Source organism: Motilimonas cestriensis, assembly GCF_021295315.1.
GTDB lineage: Bacteria > Pseudomonadota > Gammaproteobacteria > Enterobacterales > CBDFNC01 > Motilimonas > Motilimonas cestriensis.
Map to the genome: position 1 here is coordinate 13637 of NZ_JAIMJA010000028.1, position 15132 is coordinate 28768.

The window sequence follows — 15132 nt, forward strand, 5'->3', positions numbered from 1 at the left end:
ATTTAGTTAATCTCTTTTCTTAGGTTTAGGAACAGGGTCGTACCCACCAGGGTTTAAAGGATGACATTTTATAAGACGTTGGCCCGCTAACCAACAACCTTTTACCGATCCATGTATTTTAATTGCTTCAATAGCATAATGTGAGCAAGTGGGATGAAAACGACAGCGTGGGCCGAGTAAAGGACTAATAAGTACCTGATAAGATTTTATTAAGCCAATGGCTAACCATTGCAGCGGCGAACTATTCTTTGCCATAGTTTACCTAGAAGTTTTACTAATTCCTCATTACTGAGGTCACCTGAACCACCTTTTGCGATGACGACTAAGTCGACAGCGGGCAATTGATGTTGACGGGTACGAAAGCTTTCTCTAACCACACGACGAATACGGTTTCTTCCCACGGCACGTTTGATGTGTTTTTTGGGTATAGCAAGACCAAGTCTAGGATGGGTAAGACCATTAGGTTTAGCAAGTATAGTGATATGAGGCGATGAAGCTGGAATGGGGTCTTTGAAGACGTTTTTGAATTGTTCGGGAGTTAACAAACGTAACTCCCGATCGAACGATAATTTAATCACGTCTGATTAATTATGCGCTCAGGCGCGTGCGGCCTTTAGCACGACGACGAGCTACAACTTGACGACCGCCTTTGGTCGCTTTGCGAGCACGAAAGCCGTGAGAACGCTTACGCTTAAGATTGCTTGGTTGAAAAGTACGTTTCATGGTTCTTTCCGTTATCAGTTAACTGTACAGTTGGCTTTCGTTCATAATGCTGTGAATGACATTATGGCAGTTGGCCTCAAAAAAGAGGGCGAATTCTATACCTTGAAATGAATCAAGTCAATTTAAATGCCGTCGTGTTGTGCAATTTTTATCCTAAGATAAAGCGCACGTTTCAGATTGGAGCCTAATAAAAGGTTATAAACTGAAAGTGCGCAGGATTATATAGAGATTTATTGAATTAGCAAGGATCTGAGAAGATCACTGCGTTTAATTTTTGTGCTTAAATTCGATCAATGAAGAAAACTTGTTTTAAACCAATCCCAGACGCCAAAAGAAAAGCCCGGTAATAGATCAATTCCTGCCGCTGATTTAAGTAAATAAAGGATCAATACGCCCAAGCCGGCGCTAAAACACAAAAATAAACTGAGTAATCCGGCTTGGATCAGGCGCGAGATATTTTTCTCGCGTCGGGTCAGATCGCGGCGGTTACGGCCAGCTAAAAACACGTAATAATAGCGCCAGCGCAAAAATTTAACGGTACCGCGAAAATCAACCTTATGATCGCCCCAGCTGCGCGCACCTAATGCCACTTTTAAGTGGATCAGCTGCTCTTCACTAAAACTATCATGAAGATCCTCTGGTAGCCGTTCGAACAGGTTGCGGACAAAAGGATCTTGCTTGATCGAACCTTTAATCGTGTTGGTTTTGGGTTCCATCTTATTGAATCCTCTCGGTTAATATTTTGCAATCATAGTCAGGGTGAGGCTTGGGGTAAATAGAATTCATTTAATCCGTACAATTTACATGCTTAGACCGAAAATTAATCTACCGCAATCTGTTTTTGTCAAGGATCAAATTTGTCAATATGGTGATATAAAGCCTAGAGAAATCGGGCTTAGCAGGATAAAATGTGCGACCGTTTTTTTGTTTTGGAGTGATCTGTGTCTTCTTCCGTTTGGCAAAACTGCCTAGCTAGATTAAAGGATGAATTGCCGGCTACAGAATTCAGCATGTGGATCCGCCCACTACAGACCGAGCTGAAAGATAATGTCTTAACCTTTTACGCACCAAACCGATTTGTACTGGACTGGGTGCGTGATAAATATCTAAATAACTTCACTTCTTTGTTGGCTGAATTTTGCGCCAACGAAATGCCGATTTTAAAATTTGAAGTGGGTTGTAAGCCGGTTATTGTTGAAACCAGAGCGACACAGAAACCAGAACAAGCCGTATCGTTTAGCAATAACAGTGATAAAACACCTTGGGAACGAGAGCCTAAAGCTAAACCGGAAATATTCCACCGCAGCAATATCAACCTCAACTATACCTTTGACAACTTTGTTGAGGGTAAGTCAAACCAACTCGGCCGCGCGGCTGCGCGTCAAGTAGCTGAAAATCCGGGTGGTTCATACAACCCACTGTTTTTGTATGGTGGCAGTGGTTTAGGTAAAACTCACTTGTTGCATGCGGTGGGTAATGGTATTCGCGAGCACAAGAAAGACGCCAAAGTGATATACATGCACTCGGAGCGCTTTGTGCAAGACATGGTCAAAGCCTTACAAAGTAATGCCATCGAAGAATTTAAGCGCTATTACCGTAGTGTGGATGCCTTACTGATCGATGACATTCAGTTTTTTGCTAATAAAGAGCGTTCCCAAGAAGAATTCTTTCATACTTTCAATGCTTTACTTGAGGGTAATCAACAAATCATCTTAACCAGCGACCGCTATCCGAAAGAGATCGACGGTGTTGAGGATAGATTAAAATCGCGTTTTGGCTGGGGCTTAACGGTTGCCATCGAGCCGCCAGAGCTTGAAACCCGCGTAGCCATCTTAAAGCGCAAAGCCGCTGAGCATAATTTTGACTTACCAGATGAAAGCGCGTTCTTTATCGCTAAGCGCCTGCGTTCAAATGTGCGTGAGCTAGAAGGCGCTTTAAACCGTGTGCGCGCCAATGCCGATTTTACTGGCCGCACCGCTACCATTGACTTTGTGCGTGAAGCGCTACGCGATTTATTGGCACTGCAAGAAAAGCTAGTGACCATCGACAATATTCAAAAAACTGTGGCGGAATACTACAAGATCAAAATGGCGGACTTACTCTCTAAACGCCGTAGCCGTAGCGTCGCTCGCCCACGTCAAATTGCAATGGCGTTAGCAAAAGAGCTCACCAACCATAGCTTGCCTGAAATCGGTGATGCCTTTGGTGGTCGCGACCATACGACTGTACTTCATGCTTGTCGTAAAATTTTGCAGTTACGTGAAGAAAGCCACGACATTAAAGAAGATTACTCTAACCTGATTAGAACCTTGTCATCGTAAAGGAAAGGCGACCATGCATTTTTCTATAAACAGAGAAGCCTTGCTAAGGCCACTACAACTTGTGACTGGCGCCTTAGGCAGTCGTCCCACGTTACCTATTTTAGGGAACGTACTGATAGAGGTGAGTGATAATTTACTTTCATTAACGGGAACGGATTTGGAAGTAGAGTTGATTGGTCAAATGCCTTTAGAAGGTAATGTTGAGCCTGGACGCACCACCGTACCGGCGCGCAAATTATTAGATATTTGTCGTGGTTTACCGGATCAGTCAGACATTCGATTAGCGTTGGAAAATGACAAAGTCATTTTACGCTCGGGTCGTAGCCGTTATACCTTGTCTTCATTGCCAGCAAATGACTTTCCCAACATTGAATCTTGGCAAAGTATTGTTGAGTTCAGTTTGCCGCAAAGTCAGATGCGTCGCTTGATTGAAAGTACGCAGTTTTCCATGGCCAGCCAAGATGTACGTTACTACCTAAACGGCATGTATTTTGAAACCGATGGCCATGAGCTAAAAAGTGTCGCTACCGATGGTCATCGCCTGGCCATGTGCAGTGTGCAGCTAGAGCAAGCTTTACAAAATCAGTCAATCATCGTGCCGCGAAAAGGGGTGCTAGAGTTGATCCGGTTATTAGATAACGACGATCAAGCACTGCAAATTCAAATTGGTAGTAATAATATTCGCGCTATTACCGCTGGGTTTACCTTTACCTGTAAATTAGTTGACGGTCGTTTTCCTGATTATCGTCGCGTGGTACCTGATAATGGCGATAAAGTTCTCTCATCGGGTCGTGAAGAGCTAAAACAAGCTTTTGCCCGTGCTGCGATACTCTCAAATGAAAAGTTCCGTGGTGTGCGTTTAACGTTGTCTGAGAACTTATTAAAAATTACCGCAAACAACCCTGAGCGTGAAGAAGCTGAAGAAATCCTCGATGTAAGCTTTCCGGCTCACGAATTAGAGATTGGCTTTAACGTTAGCTATGTGCTGGATGTACTAAATACGCTAAAATGTGAGCGGGTTAAGATCATCATGCGTGATGCTAATAGCAGTGCATTGATTGAAGCCGATGAGTCTTCTGATGCTATGTATGTTGTGATGCCAATGCGCTTATAACATGGCCATTACTCAGGTTAATTTAAGCCATTTTCGAAATATCAAAGAGGCCAGTTTAAAACCTGACTTAGGCGTTAATTTATTACTAGGTAATAACGGCAGCGGCAAAACCAGTATCTTGGAAGCGATCCATTTTTTGGGATTAGGGCGGTCATTTCGCTCCCATCTCACCAAACGAATTGTACAGCATGAGCAAGATGCATTTACTTTATTTGCGCGCTTTCAACATGACGATCAAACCTTACCTCTGGGTTTGAGAAAGTCTCGTACTGGTGATACAGAGTTAAAAATTAATGGTCAACGCGCTGATAAACTCGCGCAATTGGCTGAACTGCTACCGCTACAACTGATCCATCCAGAAGGCTATAGCTTGCTAACAGGTGGACCTAAAGGGCGGCGCAGTTTTATAGATTGGGGAGTGTTCCATGTGGAACCTTCTTTTTTCCCGCAGTGGTTAAGAGTGAAGCGTTTATTAAAACAGCGTAATGCGGCGTTAAAAACCGCGCGTTCTTATCGGGATATTGGATTTTGGGACAACGAACTGGGTGAGCGTGCTTTACACATTACTCAGCTCAGACGCGATTATCTTAAACGACTTGAAGTTGAAATATTGAATACGGCAAAGGATTTTCTGCCTGAATTTGAGTTCAGTATTGAGTTTTTTCAAGGTTGGGATAAGAGCCGAGATTTGCTGGAGTACATGCAGCAAAATTTTGAGCGTGATCGTGCCCTCGGGTATACCAGCATCGGGCCGCAAAAAGCGGACTTACGCGTTAAGGTAGACGGAGTGCCGGTCGCAGACGTGTTGTCTCGAGGTCAGTTAAAATTATTGGTTTGTGCGCTTAGGCTTGCCCAAGGCAAATTCCAAAATGGGGTAGGTTCAACTAAATGTATTTTCTTGATTGATGACTTTGCGTCTGAGTTGGACCGAGAAAAACGTATACCCCTGGCAAAACACATTGCCGAATCCGGCGCTCAAGTATTCATCACTGCGATTGAAAAAGAACAGATTGAAGAATTATTTGGGCAACAAATTAAAGTGTTCCACGTGGAACACGGAAACGTTTCAGAGCAATAAGTGAGATCTTGGTATGTCAGAGAACTCTTACGACTCGTCGAGTATTAAGGTGTTAAAAGGGCTGGATGCTGTAAGAAAGCGTCCGGGCATGTATATCGGTGATACCGATGATGGTTCAGGTTTGCACCACATGGTATTCGAGGTGGTTGATAACTCAATCGATGAGGCCTTGGCCGGTCATTGTAAAGATATTGTTGTTACCATCCATCTTGATGGTTCGGTGTCAGTAAAAGATGATGGCCGTGGTATCCCGGTTGATATCCACGAGGAAGAAGGAGTCTCAGCCGCTGAAGTTATCATGACGGTACTTCATGCTGGTGGTAAGTTTGATGATAACTCGTACAAAGTATCCGGTGGTTTACACGGGGTAGGTGTATCGGTTGTAAATGCATTATCAGATAAACTACGCATTAAAATTAAGCGTCATGGTCGTGTTCATGAGCAAATTTACCACCTAGGTGTGCCAGAAGCGCCACTAGAAGCAAAAGGTGAGACGGATAGCACGGGTACCGAAATTCGTTTCTGGCCAAGTCCAAGTGTGTTTGCTGACACTGAATACCATTACGATATTTTAGCAAAACGCCTACGAGAACTATCGTTCTTAAACTCGGGTGTATCGATTATTTTGCGTGATGAGCGTGAAGCTGATAAACACGATCACTTCTGTTATGAAGGTGGTGTAAAAGCCTTTGTTGAATACCTAAATAAAAACAAAAACCCCGTTCATGAAAAAGTATTTCACTTTTGCCATGAGCGTGAAGACGGTATTTCGGTTGAAGTATCGATGCAGTGGAACGATGGTTTCCAAGAAAATATTTTTTGTTTTACCAACAACATTCCACAACGTGATGGTGGTTCTCACTTAGCGGGTTTCCGTGGCGCACTCACGCGCACACTGAACAATTACATGGAAAAAGAAGGCTACAACAAAAAAGGTAAAACCAGTGCCAGCGGCGACGACGCGCGCGAGGGTTTAACCGCTGTGGTATCGGTGAAAGTACCCGATCCTAAGTTCTCTTCACAGACCAAAGACAAATTAGTGTCGTCTGAAGTGAAACCTGCGGTAGAACAAACCATGGGAGAGAAGCTGTCAGATTTTCTACTAGAAAACCCTGGTGATGCTAAAACAGTAGTTAACAAAATTGTTGATGCTGCTCGTGCTCGTGAAGCTGCTCGTAAAGCGCGTGAAATGACACGTCGTAAAGGCGCGTTAGACATTGCTGGTTTACCGGGTAAGTTAGCCGACTGTTCTGAAAAAGATCCTGCTCTTTCTGAACTATATATAGTGGAGGGTGACTCTGCTGGTGGTAGTGCTAAGCAGGGACGTGATCGTAAAACGCAGGCAATCTTACCGTTGAAAGGTAAGATCTTAAACGTTGAAAAAGCACGTTTCGATAAGATGCTATCTTCACAAGAAGTAGCAACTCTTATCACTGCAATGGGCTGTGGTATCGGCCGCGATGAATATAACCCAGATAAAACACGTTATCACCGCATTGTTATCATGACCGATGCCGACGTCGATGGTTCGCATATTCGTACGCTGCTGTTGACCTTCTTCTATCGTCAAATGCCTGAAATTATCGAGCGTGGTTATATTTACATTGCACAGCCACCTCTTTATAAAGTGAAAAAAGGTAAGCAAGAAACCTACGTTAAAGACGAAGGCGCACTGCAAACTTACCTCACTGGCATGGCATTGGATAACGCAAGTTTACATGTTAATGAGCAAGCTCCGCCGATCAGTAACGAAAACTTAGAAAAAATTGTTACTCAATATCGTAATGTAGATAACATGATTCAACGTTTCTCGCGTCTTTATCCTATCGTTACCATGGATAAGCTAGTGTATTCAGAGCCGCTAACCGTAGCTGATTTAGCGGAAGAAGAAAGAGTAGAATCTTGGGTTAGCTTGATTATCGATGAGCTAAACGATGAAGAAACCAGTGGTGCTATTTACAGTCATAAAGTAGTTAAAGATGCAGAGAATGACGTTTTTATTCCTGTCATCACCATACGTTTACATGGTCTTGATACTGACTATGCATTCGGTTATGACTTCTTCTCGTCAAGTGAATATAAGCAGATCACTAGTTTAGGCCAAACCTTATCTAACCTATTAGAAGAAGGTGCATACGTTAAACGTGGTGAGCGGGTGCAACCAGTCTCGACATTTGAAGACGCGTTAGCATGGCTAATGAAAGAATCAAAACGTGGCCTGTATGTGCAACGCTATAAAGGTCTAGGTGAGATGAACCCTGAGCAACTTTGGGAAACAACCATGGATCCAGAAAACCGTCGCATGCTTCAAGTTCGTATTGAAGATGCAGTGGGTGCTGACCAATTGTTTACCACCTTGATGGGTGATCAAGTTGAACCGCGTCGAGCATTTATTGAAGCGAATGCGATGAAGGTTGCTAACCTAGACGTTTAATCTAAGTCTGTATTGTTCTTACCCTCTGTTGGAGCAAGAGCGGTTCAACAGCAATCTAAGCCAGCCAGTTTACTGTCTGGCTTTTTTGTATCTACTGTTTCACGTGAAACAGCAGACACAAAAAACTACATTTCTTGATGATAAATATCGCGAAATGAATTTCGCTCCCACAAGGCCAAAGTTGGGAGAAGGGGAGCAGAATTTATTCTGCAAAAAACATAATCGCTGGGCACTTGGTTGGGTTATTCGAGTATAAATTCGCGAAATAAACTCCGCTCCCACAAGGCCTACGCTACGTTTGGAGAAGGAGCAGAATTTGCTCTGCGAAAAAGATAAGCGCTGGGCGCTTGGTTGGATTGTTCGTGTACAAATTCGCGAAATAAATTTCGCTTATATGGACTCCTCGTATTGTTCAATAGTTTTGCGATGTCATAGCATAAGATGCGTGCTTATATACGGGCTCTCTTTGGGGAGCTACCCCGGCCCTCAAATGTGTTCGCACCACTGTGCCTCATCTCCCACACGGTGTTTTCGCGCTGATGTTGCTTAGCGCTTATCACACCCGCGAATTTACAGGCTCTCAGTGGTTGGTCTTACTATTACTTGCATGCTATTGAATCAATTCTTTACGGTAACGCTGTTGTACTTCGGTGGTAATTAAGCTGCGTTTGCAGCCAACGGTTGCGGTTGATAGTCGTTGCCATTGCGTAACATCGCAACTGCCGTTCTGACCGTTTTATTAGCCAGGGCTATTGCGGCACACTTGATGCCTCTTCTTCCTATCAACTGTTTTAACCAGCGCTCTTTCTCGGTCGTTGGCTCGCGATGTTTGAGCTTACATACCACCGAGCGGGCTCCTAAAAATAAGCAACTGCGCAAGGTGCTACCTTGTTGTTTGGCAATGCGCCCCATTCTCACTTTTTCACCACTGGAATGTTGCACTGGCGTTAGCCCAATACAGGCAGCAGCATTGCGACCACTGTCGTAATCACCTCCACGTAATCGCACTAATAAACCCAAGGCAGAAATGTGACCAATGCCTTCCAGGGCCATTAACCGGCGACAATCGGCATTGTTTTGAACATACTTTTTGAGCTCAACGTCGCGAGCTGCTTTTTGCTCATGCAGCTCTTCATAAGTTTCATAAGAGTGAGCGATGCCTGCTCGTAATAATGGCGGAAGCTGTTCATCCACATCTTCAAGTATCTCAGGTATTCTGCGATGAAACGCCGACTCCCCTTGCTCGATAACAATGCCAAACTCTAATAATAAGCCGCGAATTTGATTGGCTAATTACCGCTTGGTTTTTTCCAAGATGGTACGAATACGGTCAAGGGCTTGTAATGCTTGCAGCTCTTCAGAAAGGACCATACAAGGGCGTGCACTGGGTGCATCCAACGCAGTAGCAATGGCTAGCGCATCATTAGCATCTGTTTTTTGACCAACGCGAAAAGCTTTTACAAAACGAGGACTCAGTAAAGTGACTCCGTGACCATAAGACTGGGCCAAACGCGCCCAGTAGCTAGCACTACCACATGATTCCATTGCAACACGTGAAGGCTCCGATTCAGCCAGCAGTGCTTTTAATCGCTTACGACTCATGGCTTTGTTGCTTTTCAATTTTTTGCCAGAAAAGTGAGCAACCTGAAAAACATTCTTTGCAATGTCGATGGCGAATAAGTTAGATTTCTTCATGTATGGACTCCCTTGGTAAAGTAATTTTTCGTCACTTTATTTATACCGCATCTCCCGCGTGGGGAGGAGTCCATACATCTCCCACAAAGCCAAAGTTTGGAGTAGGAGCAGAATTTATTCTGCGAAAAAAATAAGAGCTGGGCACTTGGTTTGATTGCTTGTGAGTAAATTCGCGAAATGAATTTCGCTCCCACAAGGCCAAAGTTGGGAGTAGGAGCAGAATTTATTCTGCGAACAAAGCGGTCGATAAGCTAACTAAGTTACCCGTTATGCTCAGCATAAATAGCATTGATCTCTGCAGCTATTATCGCGATACCTTTTTCTACGTCTTCGGTTTTTTGTGAATAATTCATACGAATACATTCATGTGTATGCTGCCACTCTTGTTCTAAACCGGGGAAAAAGTAGTGGCCAGGGACGATCAACACGCCTTTTTGCTTTAATCTTTGATATAAAGCTTCACAAGTTATCGGCAGGTCCTTAAACCATAACCATAGAAAAATGGCTCCTTCTGGTTTATGAATACGGAAACCGGGAACGGTTATTTGTTCCTGTAAGAGTTTTACTGCGTTCATCGCACGCTGTTGGTAGAAAGGCTTAACTATATTCTCGCTAATCGAGATAATGCTTTTATCTTGAATAAAGGGGAGAGCAAGTTCTGGTCCGATACTTCCTGGCGATAGGGCGATAATGCCTGATAGATTAGACAGGGCTGTAATCGTCTCTTCTTTTGCGACCACTATGCCACATCGCGCACCAGGTAAACCCAGCTTTGATAAGCTTAAGCATAGAATGATATTGTCATTCCAAATAGGCGTTACATCTTCAAAAATAATATTTGGAAACGGTGTTCCATAAGCGTTATCAATGATCAGTGGGATGCCTTTAGCTTTTGCTATGGTATCCAATTTGGTCAACTCTTCATCGGTGACCACATTACCCGTTGGATTGGTTGGTCGAGAAATACACATTAAGCCAATATCGTCACCAACTTCTAAGTGCTCGAAATCAACATGATATTTAAATAAGCCATTTTCTAATTCTTCAATATTGGGTTTTGCGGCAACGAATACCTCATCATCCAATGTTGCATCAGCGTAGCCGATATATTCAGGCGCCAGTGGAAACAGCACTTTTTTGTGGCTGCCGTCGTTGTACTTACCTGCAAACAAATTGAATAGATAGAAGAACGCGTTTTGACTGCCATTAGTAAGGGCGATATTTTTGCTACTAATATTCCAGCCATACAAATCTTTGAATAATGCGGCGAGGGCGCTTAAAAATGTATCTTTACCTTGCGGTCCATCGTAATTACCTAAGGCATCAATTAACGCGCCTGATTCATTTAGTTCAGTTAGTTTCTGTTTAAACAGCATTTCAATTTCTGGAATCGATGCGGGATTACCGCCACCCAACATCAGAATGTCATCACCACCACGTATCCCTTCATTAAGATCATCCATTAGCTGGGTGATGCCAGAATGGCGAGTGAATTTGTTACCAAAAGATGAGAAAGACATATTTAGAACCTACCGAAAAGCGAGTTATCACTGAGAAAATTACGAGTGCAGAAGATAGCGGAAATAGTGCTAGAAGTCATGTCGATTGTGTTCCACGTGAAACCTACAAAACAGCGTCGTTAAGATTGCAGTAGAAGCGTTCAATGTGACTTCCCTTTTAAAAAGTTACTGGGTAATGTTTCACGTGGAACGCCTCACGTGTAACACGTATTACTTCTCCGCAATCCACTACCGTGATAATTACGCTCCTAACAACATATTTGGTTCATATGTGAAATATATAAATCATTAGCAAGGAATTTGTGATCGGGCAGACAATTGCACTAGGCTCATTTAAGTAAATTTATATTTTGAACATATGTCTTGGAGAGAGACCATGAGCACACAGAATGTATTCCATTTAGGTATCAATGCTGCCGATATTGAAGGTGCAACTTTAGCGATTATTCCGGGTGATCCAGCGCGAGTAGAGCGTATTGCGAATTTAATGGATGAGCCAAAATTTTTAGCCTCCCATCGTGAATATACAGTTTTCCTAGCCAAACTTGATGGTCATAGTGTGGTGGTCTGCTCTACTGGTATTGGTGGTCCATCGACGTCGATTGCGGTTGAAGAGTTAGCGCAGATCGGTGTACGTACTTTCTTGCGTATTGGTACAACCGGTGCGATTCAGCCGCATATTAATGTGGGTGACGTGATTGTAACCAGTGGTGCGGTGCGCTTGGATGGTGCAAGCTCGCATTTCGCGCCAATGGAATTTCCTGCCGTTCCTGACTTTAATGTGGCTACAGCGATGGTTGCCGCTGCAAAAGCCTCTGGTGCAGATGTGCACGTCGGCGTCACGGCATCCAGTGACACTTTCTACCCAGGCCAAGAGCGTTACGACACTTTCTCTGGTCGCGTGGTAAAACGTTTCCAAGGCTCAATGGCTGAGTGGCAGCAAATGGGCGTACTAAACTTCGAAATGGAGTCGGCGACGTTATTTACCATGTGCGCCAGCCAAGGGTTGAAGTCGGGTTGTGTCGCGGGGGTAATTATTAACCGTACCCAACAAGAAATTCCAGACGAGTCATTGATGAAGGGCACTGAGCATCGTGCCATTAGTGTCGTAGTTGACGCCGCGCGTCGGTTACTTACCGAATAGTTTTAGCTAAGACGTTTGGTCTGTGAGAGTTAAAAAAAGAGCGGCTAATTTAGTCGCTCTTTTTTGTTGTCGCTAGCGTTGATTATGTTGGCTCACTCACGGCGGATCACTACTTGCGCTTCCATAATGACATCACGATTCAACTTACCTTCAACGACCTCTTTAATGGTATCTAAGTCCTCACCAGTGAGAGCGGCAGGGGTGACTATTTGCAAAGATAGCTCAATAGGCTCGTTCGCTCGCGCTTGAATATGGCGCAGTATCACAGTGCCTATCTTTTCCCCTTCTAAGGCTTGTATTATTTTAGCCTCATCTGATAAGCGCATAAAGCTGAACACCAGAGGAATACTGACAATGGTGACCGCGAATAATGCAATACTCAGTCCTTTTTTTGCCCGCGTAAAAGGGGCAAAGCCTAAGGTCAAAAATGTTAAAGAGGCGGCAAATACGATGCCTGCTAAGTTAGTTAAAAACAGTAGCAGCGCGCCCCAAGCGACGTGCCAATCTAGCCAGCCCAAACCAATACCTGTGACAGCTAATGGTGGTACCAAAGCGACGGCAATGGCGACGCCAGCTAAGCTTTTCGCCGCATCAACTCGTGCATGGGCATAAGCGCCAGCAATGCCTGATATTACCGCTACGCCTAAATCAAGCAGGTTAGGGCTGAGGCGCGCTGCAATTTCTGCTGTCACAACTTCCATTGGCATGATAAAGCTGGCACAGGATGAGAACAGTAAGGCCATCAACAAACCAGTCGCTAATGTCTTAACGCTGCATATTAACAAGCTAGGATCTTGCCGAGTAAGTGCCATTGCTAGAGAAATAATCGGCGCCATCAGTGGCGCTAAAATCATCGCGCCGATAATCACTGGTGCCGAGCTGGCATATAAACCAATACTGGCGAGGAGGGTTGATAGTACCATTAAAGTTAAAAACGCTGGTGAGGCTGTCGCATTTTCGCGTAATAGTTGGTAAAGGTCTTTAAACTCTTCTGGCGCTGCGTGAGCGATCAGAGACAAAGGTTTGGCTGCCATCGCGGTAATGGCTTCGCCAGCGGGTAGGCGTGACACTTTACGCTGCTCTTTGCTGCTCTGGGCATTGTCAGATATGGGCAATGATTCACCCACTAGCAAACTTAAACAGCGTGGTTCGGTGTCGATAACCAGCTGTTCTGCTGTCATGCTACGGCCGTCAATTTCATAATCGAGCTGCTGATTATTGCTAATGGTAAGGGTCTTAGTTTTAACCAAACCGAGAAAATCGGGTTGCTTCATCACACGGTTAAATAGCGTTTTGATAAAGAAAATCAATATTTCCATCACACTGCGTGGCGCTAAAATCATGGTATGAAACATGCCGTCATTGCTATGACTATCGGGCAAAATATTACGAGAGAGCATTGAGCCATGGGCATGTTCGACGACAACGACACCAACTGCCGCGGTAGTAAAGGTGCTGTCATTAGCAGTTGAAAAACTTAAGCGTTTAGGTAAGAAGTCATTCACATGACGAATGTTATTCCACGCTTGGTTTAGCCGCTCCTGCCATACATGACTTTGGCCTCCGGGCCGCAAGCTAAAGCCATGGCCAAGTACCACAGAACTTAATACTATCTCGCCATTACAGCGCAACACATCTACTTTTCTTGGCTTTGCTTGTTCAGCGGCATTAATGGCTTGCTCTAAATTGCTTTCTAAGCAAAACCCTCGCCGGGCATAACTGGCATTTGGGTGCGGCAAGATAGCTAGAAGCCAATCACCTTTCACTGCTGCATTGATAATATTGGGTACTTGCTCATCGCTAACATATGCGTAAACACGGCTCAGGGGATTAAATTGGGCGGGATCGTGTGCTGTCCATGCTTTAGGTAATACGTTATCACTAAATAATGGCAGTACTTTATCTGTAATGTCATCACTGTCGTCGACATCAAATAATAAGAAACTGTCAGACATATATCTAAGTTACCTCAAGATGCTTGTTCAGCGAGAATTTGTAGGCTGTTAGGCGCGACGCTGATTTGAGACATAGTTATTCTACGTCGAAAATCAGTAACAAAGCATAACAGCCTACAAAACTCGCCCTTTGGGAGCCGCTCATTATGTTCATTATTTCGTTAAAAAGCCTCGCAAGGGATCACCATTGCTTCGTCTTTTTGCCTCAACCTAAACAGAATGAGCGGCTCTGAATCCTGCATCTTGAGGTGTCTTGGGTATAAAGGGCCCTTGAAATGAATGAGTTTTCTTCAGCATAGGGCTGAAGTCTTCGCTATTATGATGATTTGTTGATTTCAAGCAATCAAACAATTTTGTAAAGGATTTTGATGCTGATGCGCATTGCTATGGGGTGGGTAACCTTGGGAGGACAGGTTTATTCTGACTGTGCCGCTAAAGTATTCAGCGGTCACTCAGCAAAATCATCCTTGTCTTATGAATTTGCTGAGCCAGCATTATCCACTCATATTTAATGATATGAGCTTAATTTAAGGTGCTTACCTTGCTGCTTTTGTTGGCTTTACAGCAATTCCAACATGGTTTCTGCACTCGATTCGCCAAATGTTTTCTCTGGCTCCACGTTTAGGTGAGTTACCACGCCATCTTTTACAATCATCGCGTAACGTGAAGAGCGGTAACCACCAAAGCTGCCGGTTTCTTTACCTAAGCCAATGGCTTTAGTAAAGCTGCCATCGCCATCAGCAAGCATGATCAGTTCATTAGCGTTTTGCATTTCGCCCCATGCTTGCATTACAAACGCATCGTTTACCGATAAACAAATAATGCTATCAACGCCTTTGGCTTTAATTTGATCCGCCAATACTACGTAGCCCGGTAAGTGAGATTCTGAACAAGTAGGGGTGAATGCACCAGGAACAGCAAAAAGCACGACTGTTTTATTGGCAAATAGGTCAGCAGTGGTTGGGTTTTCCATGCCCTCGTAAGTTAATACAGAGAAAGTTGCTTCAGGTAGTTTATCGCCAACGTTTATCATGGTGTGTCCTTATTGTATACAGAGAGAATGCGCGCTATCCGCGTTTTGAAAATACGTTATCACTATAGCGCTAAATGATGACAAAGCAGATATAAAAAACCCGATACGATGATCG

Annotated in this window: 15 protein-coding genes; 6 read left to right on the top strand and 9 right to left on the bottom strand. The window is 44.0% G+C overall.

Going from position 1 to position 15132, the window contains the following annotated elements; translation table 11 throughout:
* Positions 1–6: 6 nt before the first annotated feature.
* From yidD to K6Y31_RS19430, 4 genes are all read right to left on the bottom strand, one after another.
* Positions 7–255: a membrane protein insertion efficiency factor YidD gene (yidD, locus tag K6Y31_RS19415; RefSeq protein ID WP_232802107.1), complete on the bottom strand. Its 249-nt coding sequence runs from the start codon at positions 253–255 to the stop codon at positions 7–9.
* Positions 222–578 carry a ribonuclease P protein component gene (gene rnpA, locus K6Y31_RS19420; protein ID WP_233054699.1) on the bottom strand — a complete coding sequence of 119 codons (357 nt, stop codon included), beginning with the start codon at positions 576–578 and terminating at the stop codon, positions 222–224. The genes yidD and rnpA overlap by 34 nt, the downstream gene beginning before the upstream one ends.
* A gap of 10 nt (positions 579–588) precedes the next feature.
* The gene (gene rpmH, locus K6Y31_RS19425; protein ID WP_119910821.1) at positions 589–723 is read right to left on the bottom strand and encodes a 50S ribosomal protein L34; all 135 of its coding nucleotides are present in this window, start codon (positions 721–723) and stop codon (positions 589–591) included.
* A gap of 290 nt (positions 724–1013) precedes the next feature.
* Positions 1014–1439, bottom strand: coding sequence for a 3-phosphoshikimate 1-carboxyvinyltransferase (locus K6Y31_RS19430; RefSeq protein WP_233054700.1), 426 nt, complete (start codon positions 1437–1439; stop codon positions 1014–1016).
* 225 nt (positions 1440–1664) lie between these two features.
* On the opposite strand from K6Y31_RS19430, the gene dnaA reads away from it, so the two are divergent.
* The 4 genes from dnaA to gyrB are packed head-to-tail and all read left to right on the top strand — an operon-like array spanning position 1665 to position 7670.
* The gene (gene dnaA / locus K6Y31_RS19435; RefSeq protein ID WP_233054701.1) at positions 1665–3044 is read left to right on the top strand and encodes a chromosomal replication initiator protein DnaA; all 1380 of its coding nucleotides are present in this window, start codon (positions 1665–1667) and stop codon (positions 3042–3044) included.
* Between the two features lie 13 nt (positions 3045–3057).
* Positions 3058–4158 carry a DNA polymerase III subunit beta gene (dnaN, locus tag K6Y31_RS19440; protein WP_233054702.1) on the top strand — a complete coding sequence of 367 codons (1101 nt, stop codon included), beginning with the start codon at positions 3058–3060 and terminating at the stop codon, positions 4156–4158.
* A gap of 1 nt (position 4159) precedes the next feature.
* Positions 4160–5236 (top strand): DNA replication/repair protein RecF, encoded by a 1077-nt coding sequence (gene recF / locus K6Y31_RS19445; protein ID WP_233054703.1) that lies wholly within the window; start codon positions 4160–4162, stop codon positions 5234–5236.
* Between the two features lie 13 nt (positions 5237–5249).
* Positions 5250–7670 (top strand): DNA topoisomerase (ATP-hydrolyzing) subunit B, encoded by a 2421-nt coding sequence (gene gyrB / locus K6Y31_RS19450; protein ID WP_233054704.1) that lies wholly within the window; start codon positions 5250–5252, stop codon positions 7668–7670.
* Positions 7671–8327: 657 nt separating this feature from the next.
* On the opposite strand, the gene K6Y31_RS19455 is transcribed toward gyrB, so the two are convergent.
* The 3 genes from K6Y31_RS19455 to K6Y31_RS19465 all read right to left on the bottom strand — a co-directional run bounded on the left by K6Y31_RS19455 (position 8328) and on the right by K6Y31_RS19465 (position 10885).
* On the bottom strand, positions 8328–8951 hold the full coding sequence (locus K6Y31_RS19455; protein ID WP_345790274.1) for an IS110 family RNA-guided transposase: 624 nt from the start codon (positions 8949–8951) through the stop codon (positions 8328–8330).
* Between the two features lie 12 nt (positions 8952–8963).
* Positions 8964–9365: an IS110 family transposase gene (locus K6Y31_RS19460; RefSeq protein ID WP_233054705.1), complete on the bottom strand. Its 402-nt coding sequence runs from the start codon at positions 9363–9365 to the stop codon at positions 8964–8966.
* Positions 9366–9625: 260 nt separating this feature from the next.
* Complete coding sequence (locus K6Y31_RS19465; RefSeq protein WP_233054706.1) at positions 9626–10885, bottom strand: valine--pyruvate transaminase; 1260 nt, start codon at positions 10883–10885, stop codon at positions 9626–9628.
* Positions 10886–11261: 376 nt separating this feature from the next.
* On the opposite strand from K6Y31_RS19465, the gene udp reads away from it, so the two are divergent.
* Entirely contained in the window at positions 11262–12029 is a 768-nt protein-coding gene (udp, locus tag K6Y31_RS19470; protein WP_233054707.1) for a uridine phosphorylase, read from the top strand.
* A gap of 92 nt (positions 12030–12121) precedes the next feature.
* Here udp and K6Y31_RS19475 read toward each other — a convergent pair whose 3' ends face one another.
* A complete protein-coding gene (locus K6Y31_RS19475) occupies positions 12122–13984 on the bottom strand; it encodes a TIGR00341 family protein (RefSeq protein WP_233054708.1) in 1863 nt (620 codons plus the stop codon).
* A 368-nt stretch (positions 13985–14352) separates the two neighbouring features.
* Between K6Y31_RS19475 and K6Y31_RS19480 the strand changes: the two genes are divergently transcribed.
* Positions 14353–14496 carry a hypothetical protein gene (locus tag K6Y31_RS19480; protein WP_233054709.1) on the top strand — a complete coding sequence of 48 codons (144 nt, stop codon included), beginning with the start codon at positions 14353–14355 and terminating at the stop codon, positions 14494–14496.
* A 47-nt stretch (positions 14497–14543) separates the two neighbouring features.
* On the opposite strand, the gene K6Y31_RS19485 is transcribed toward K6Y31_RS19480, so the two are convergent.
* The gene (locus tag K6Y31_RS19485; RefSeq protein WP_233054710.1) at positions 14544–15017 is read right to left on the bottom strand and encodes a peroxiredoxin; all 474 of its coding nucleotides are present in this window, start codon (positions 15015–15017) and stop codon (positions 14544–14546) included.
* Positions 15018–15132 lie beyond the last annotated feature (115 nt).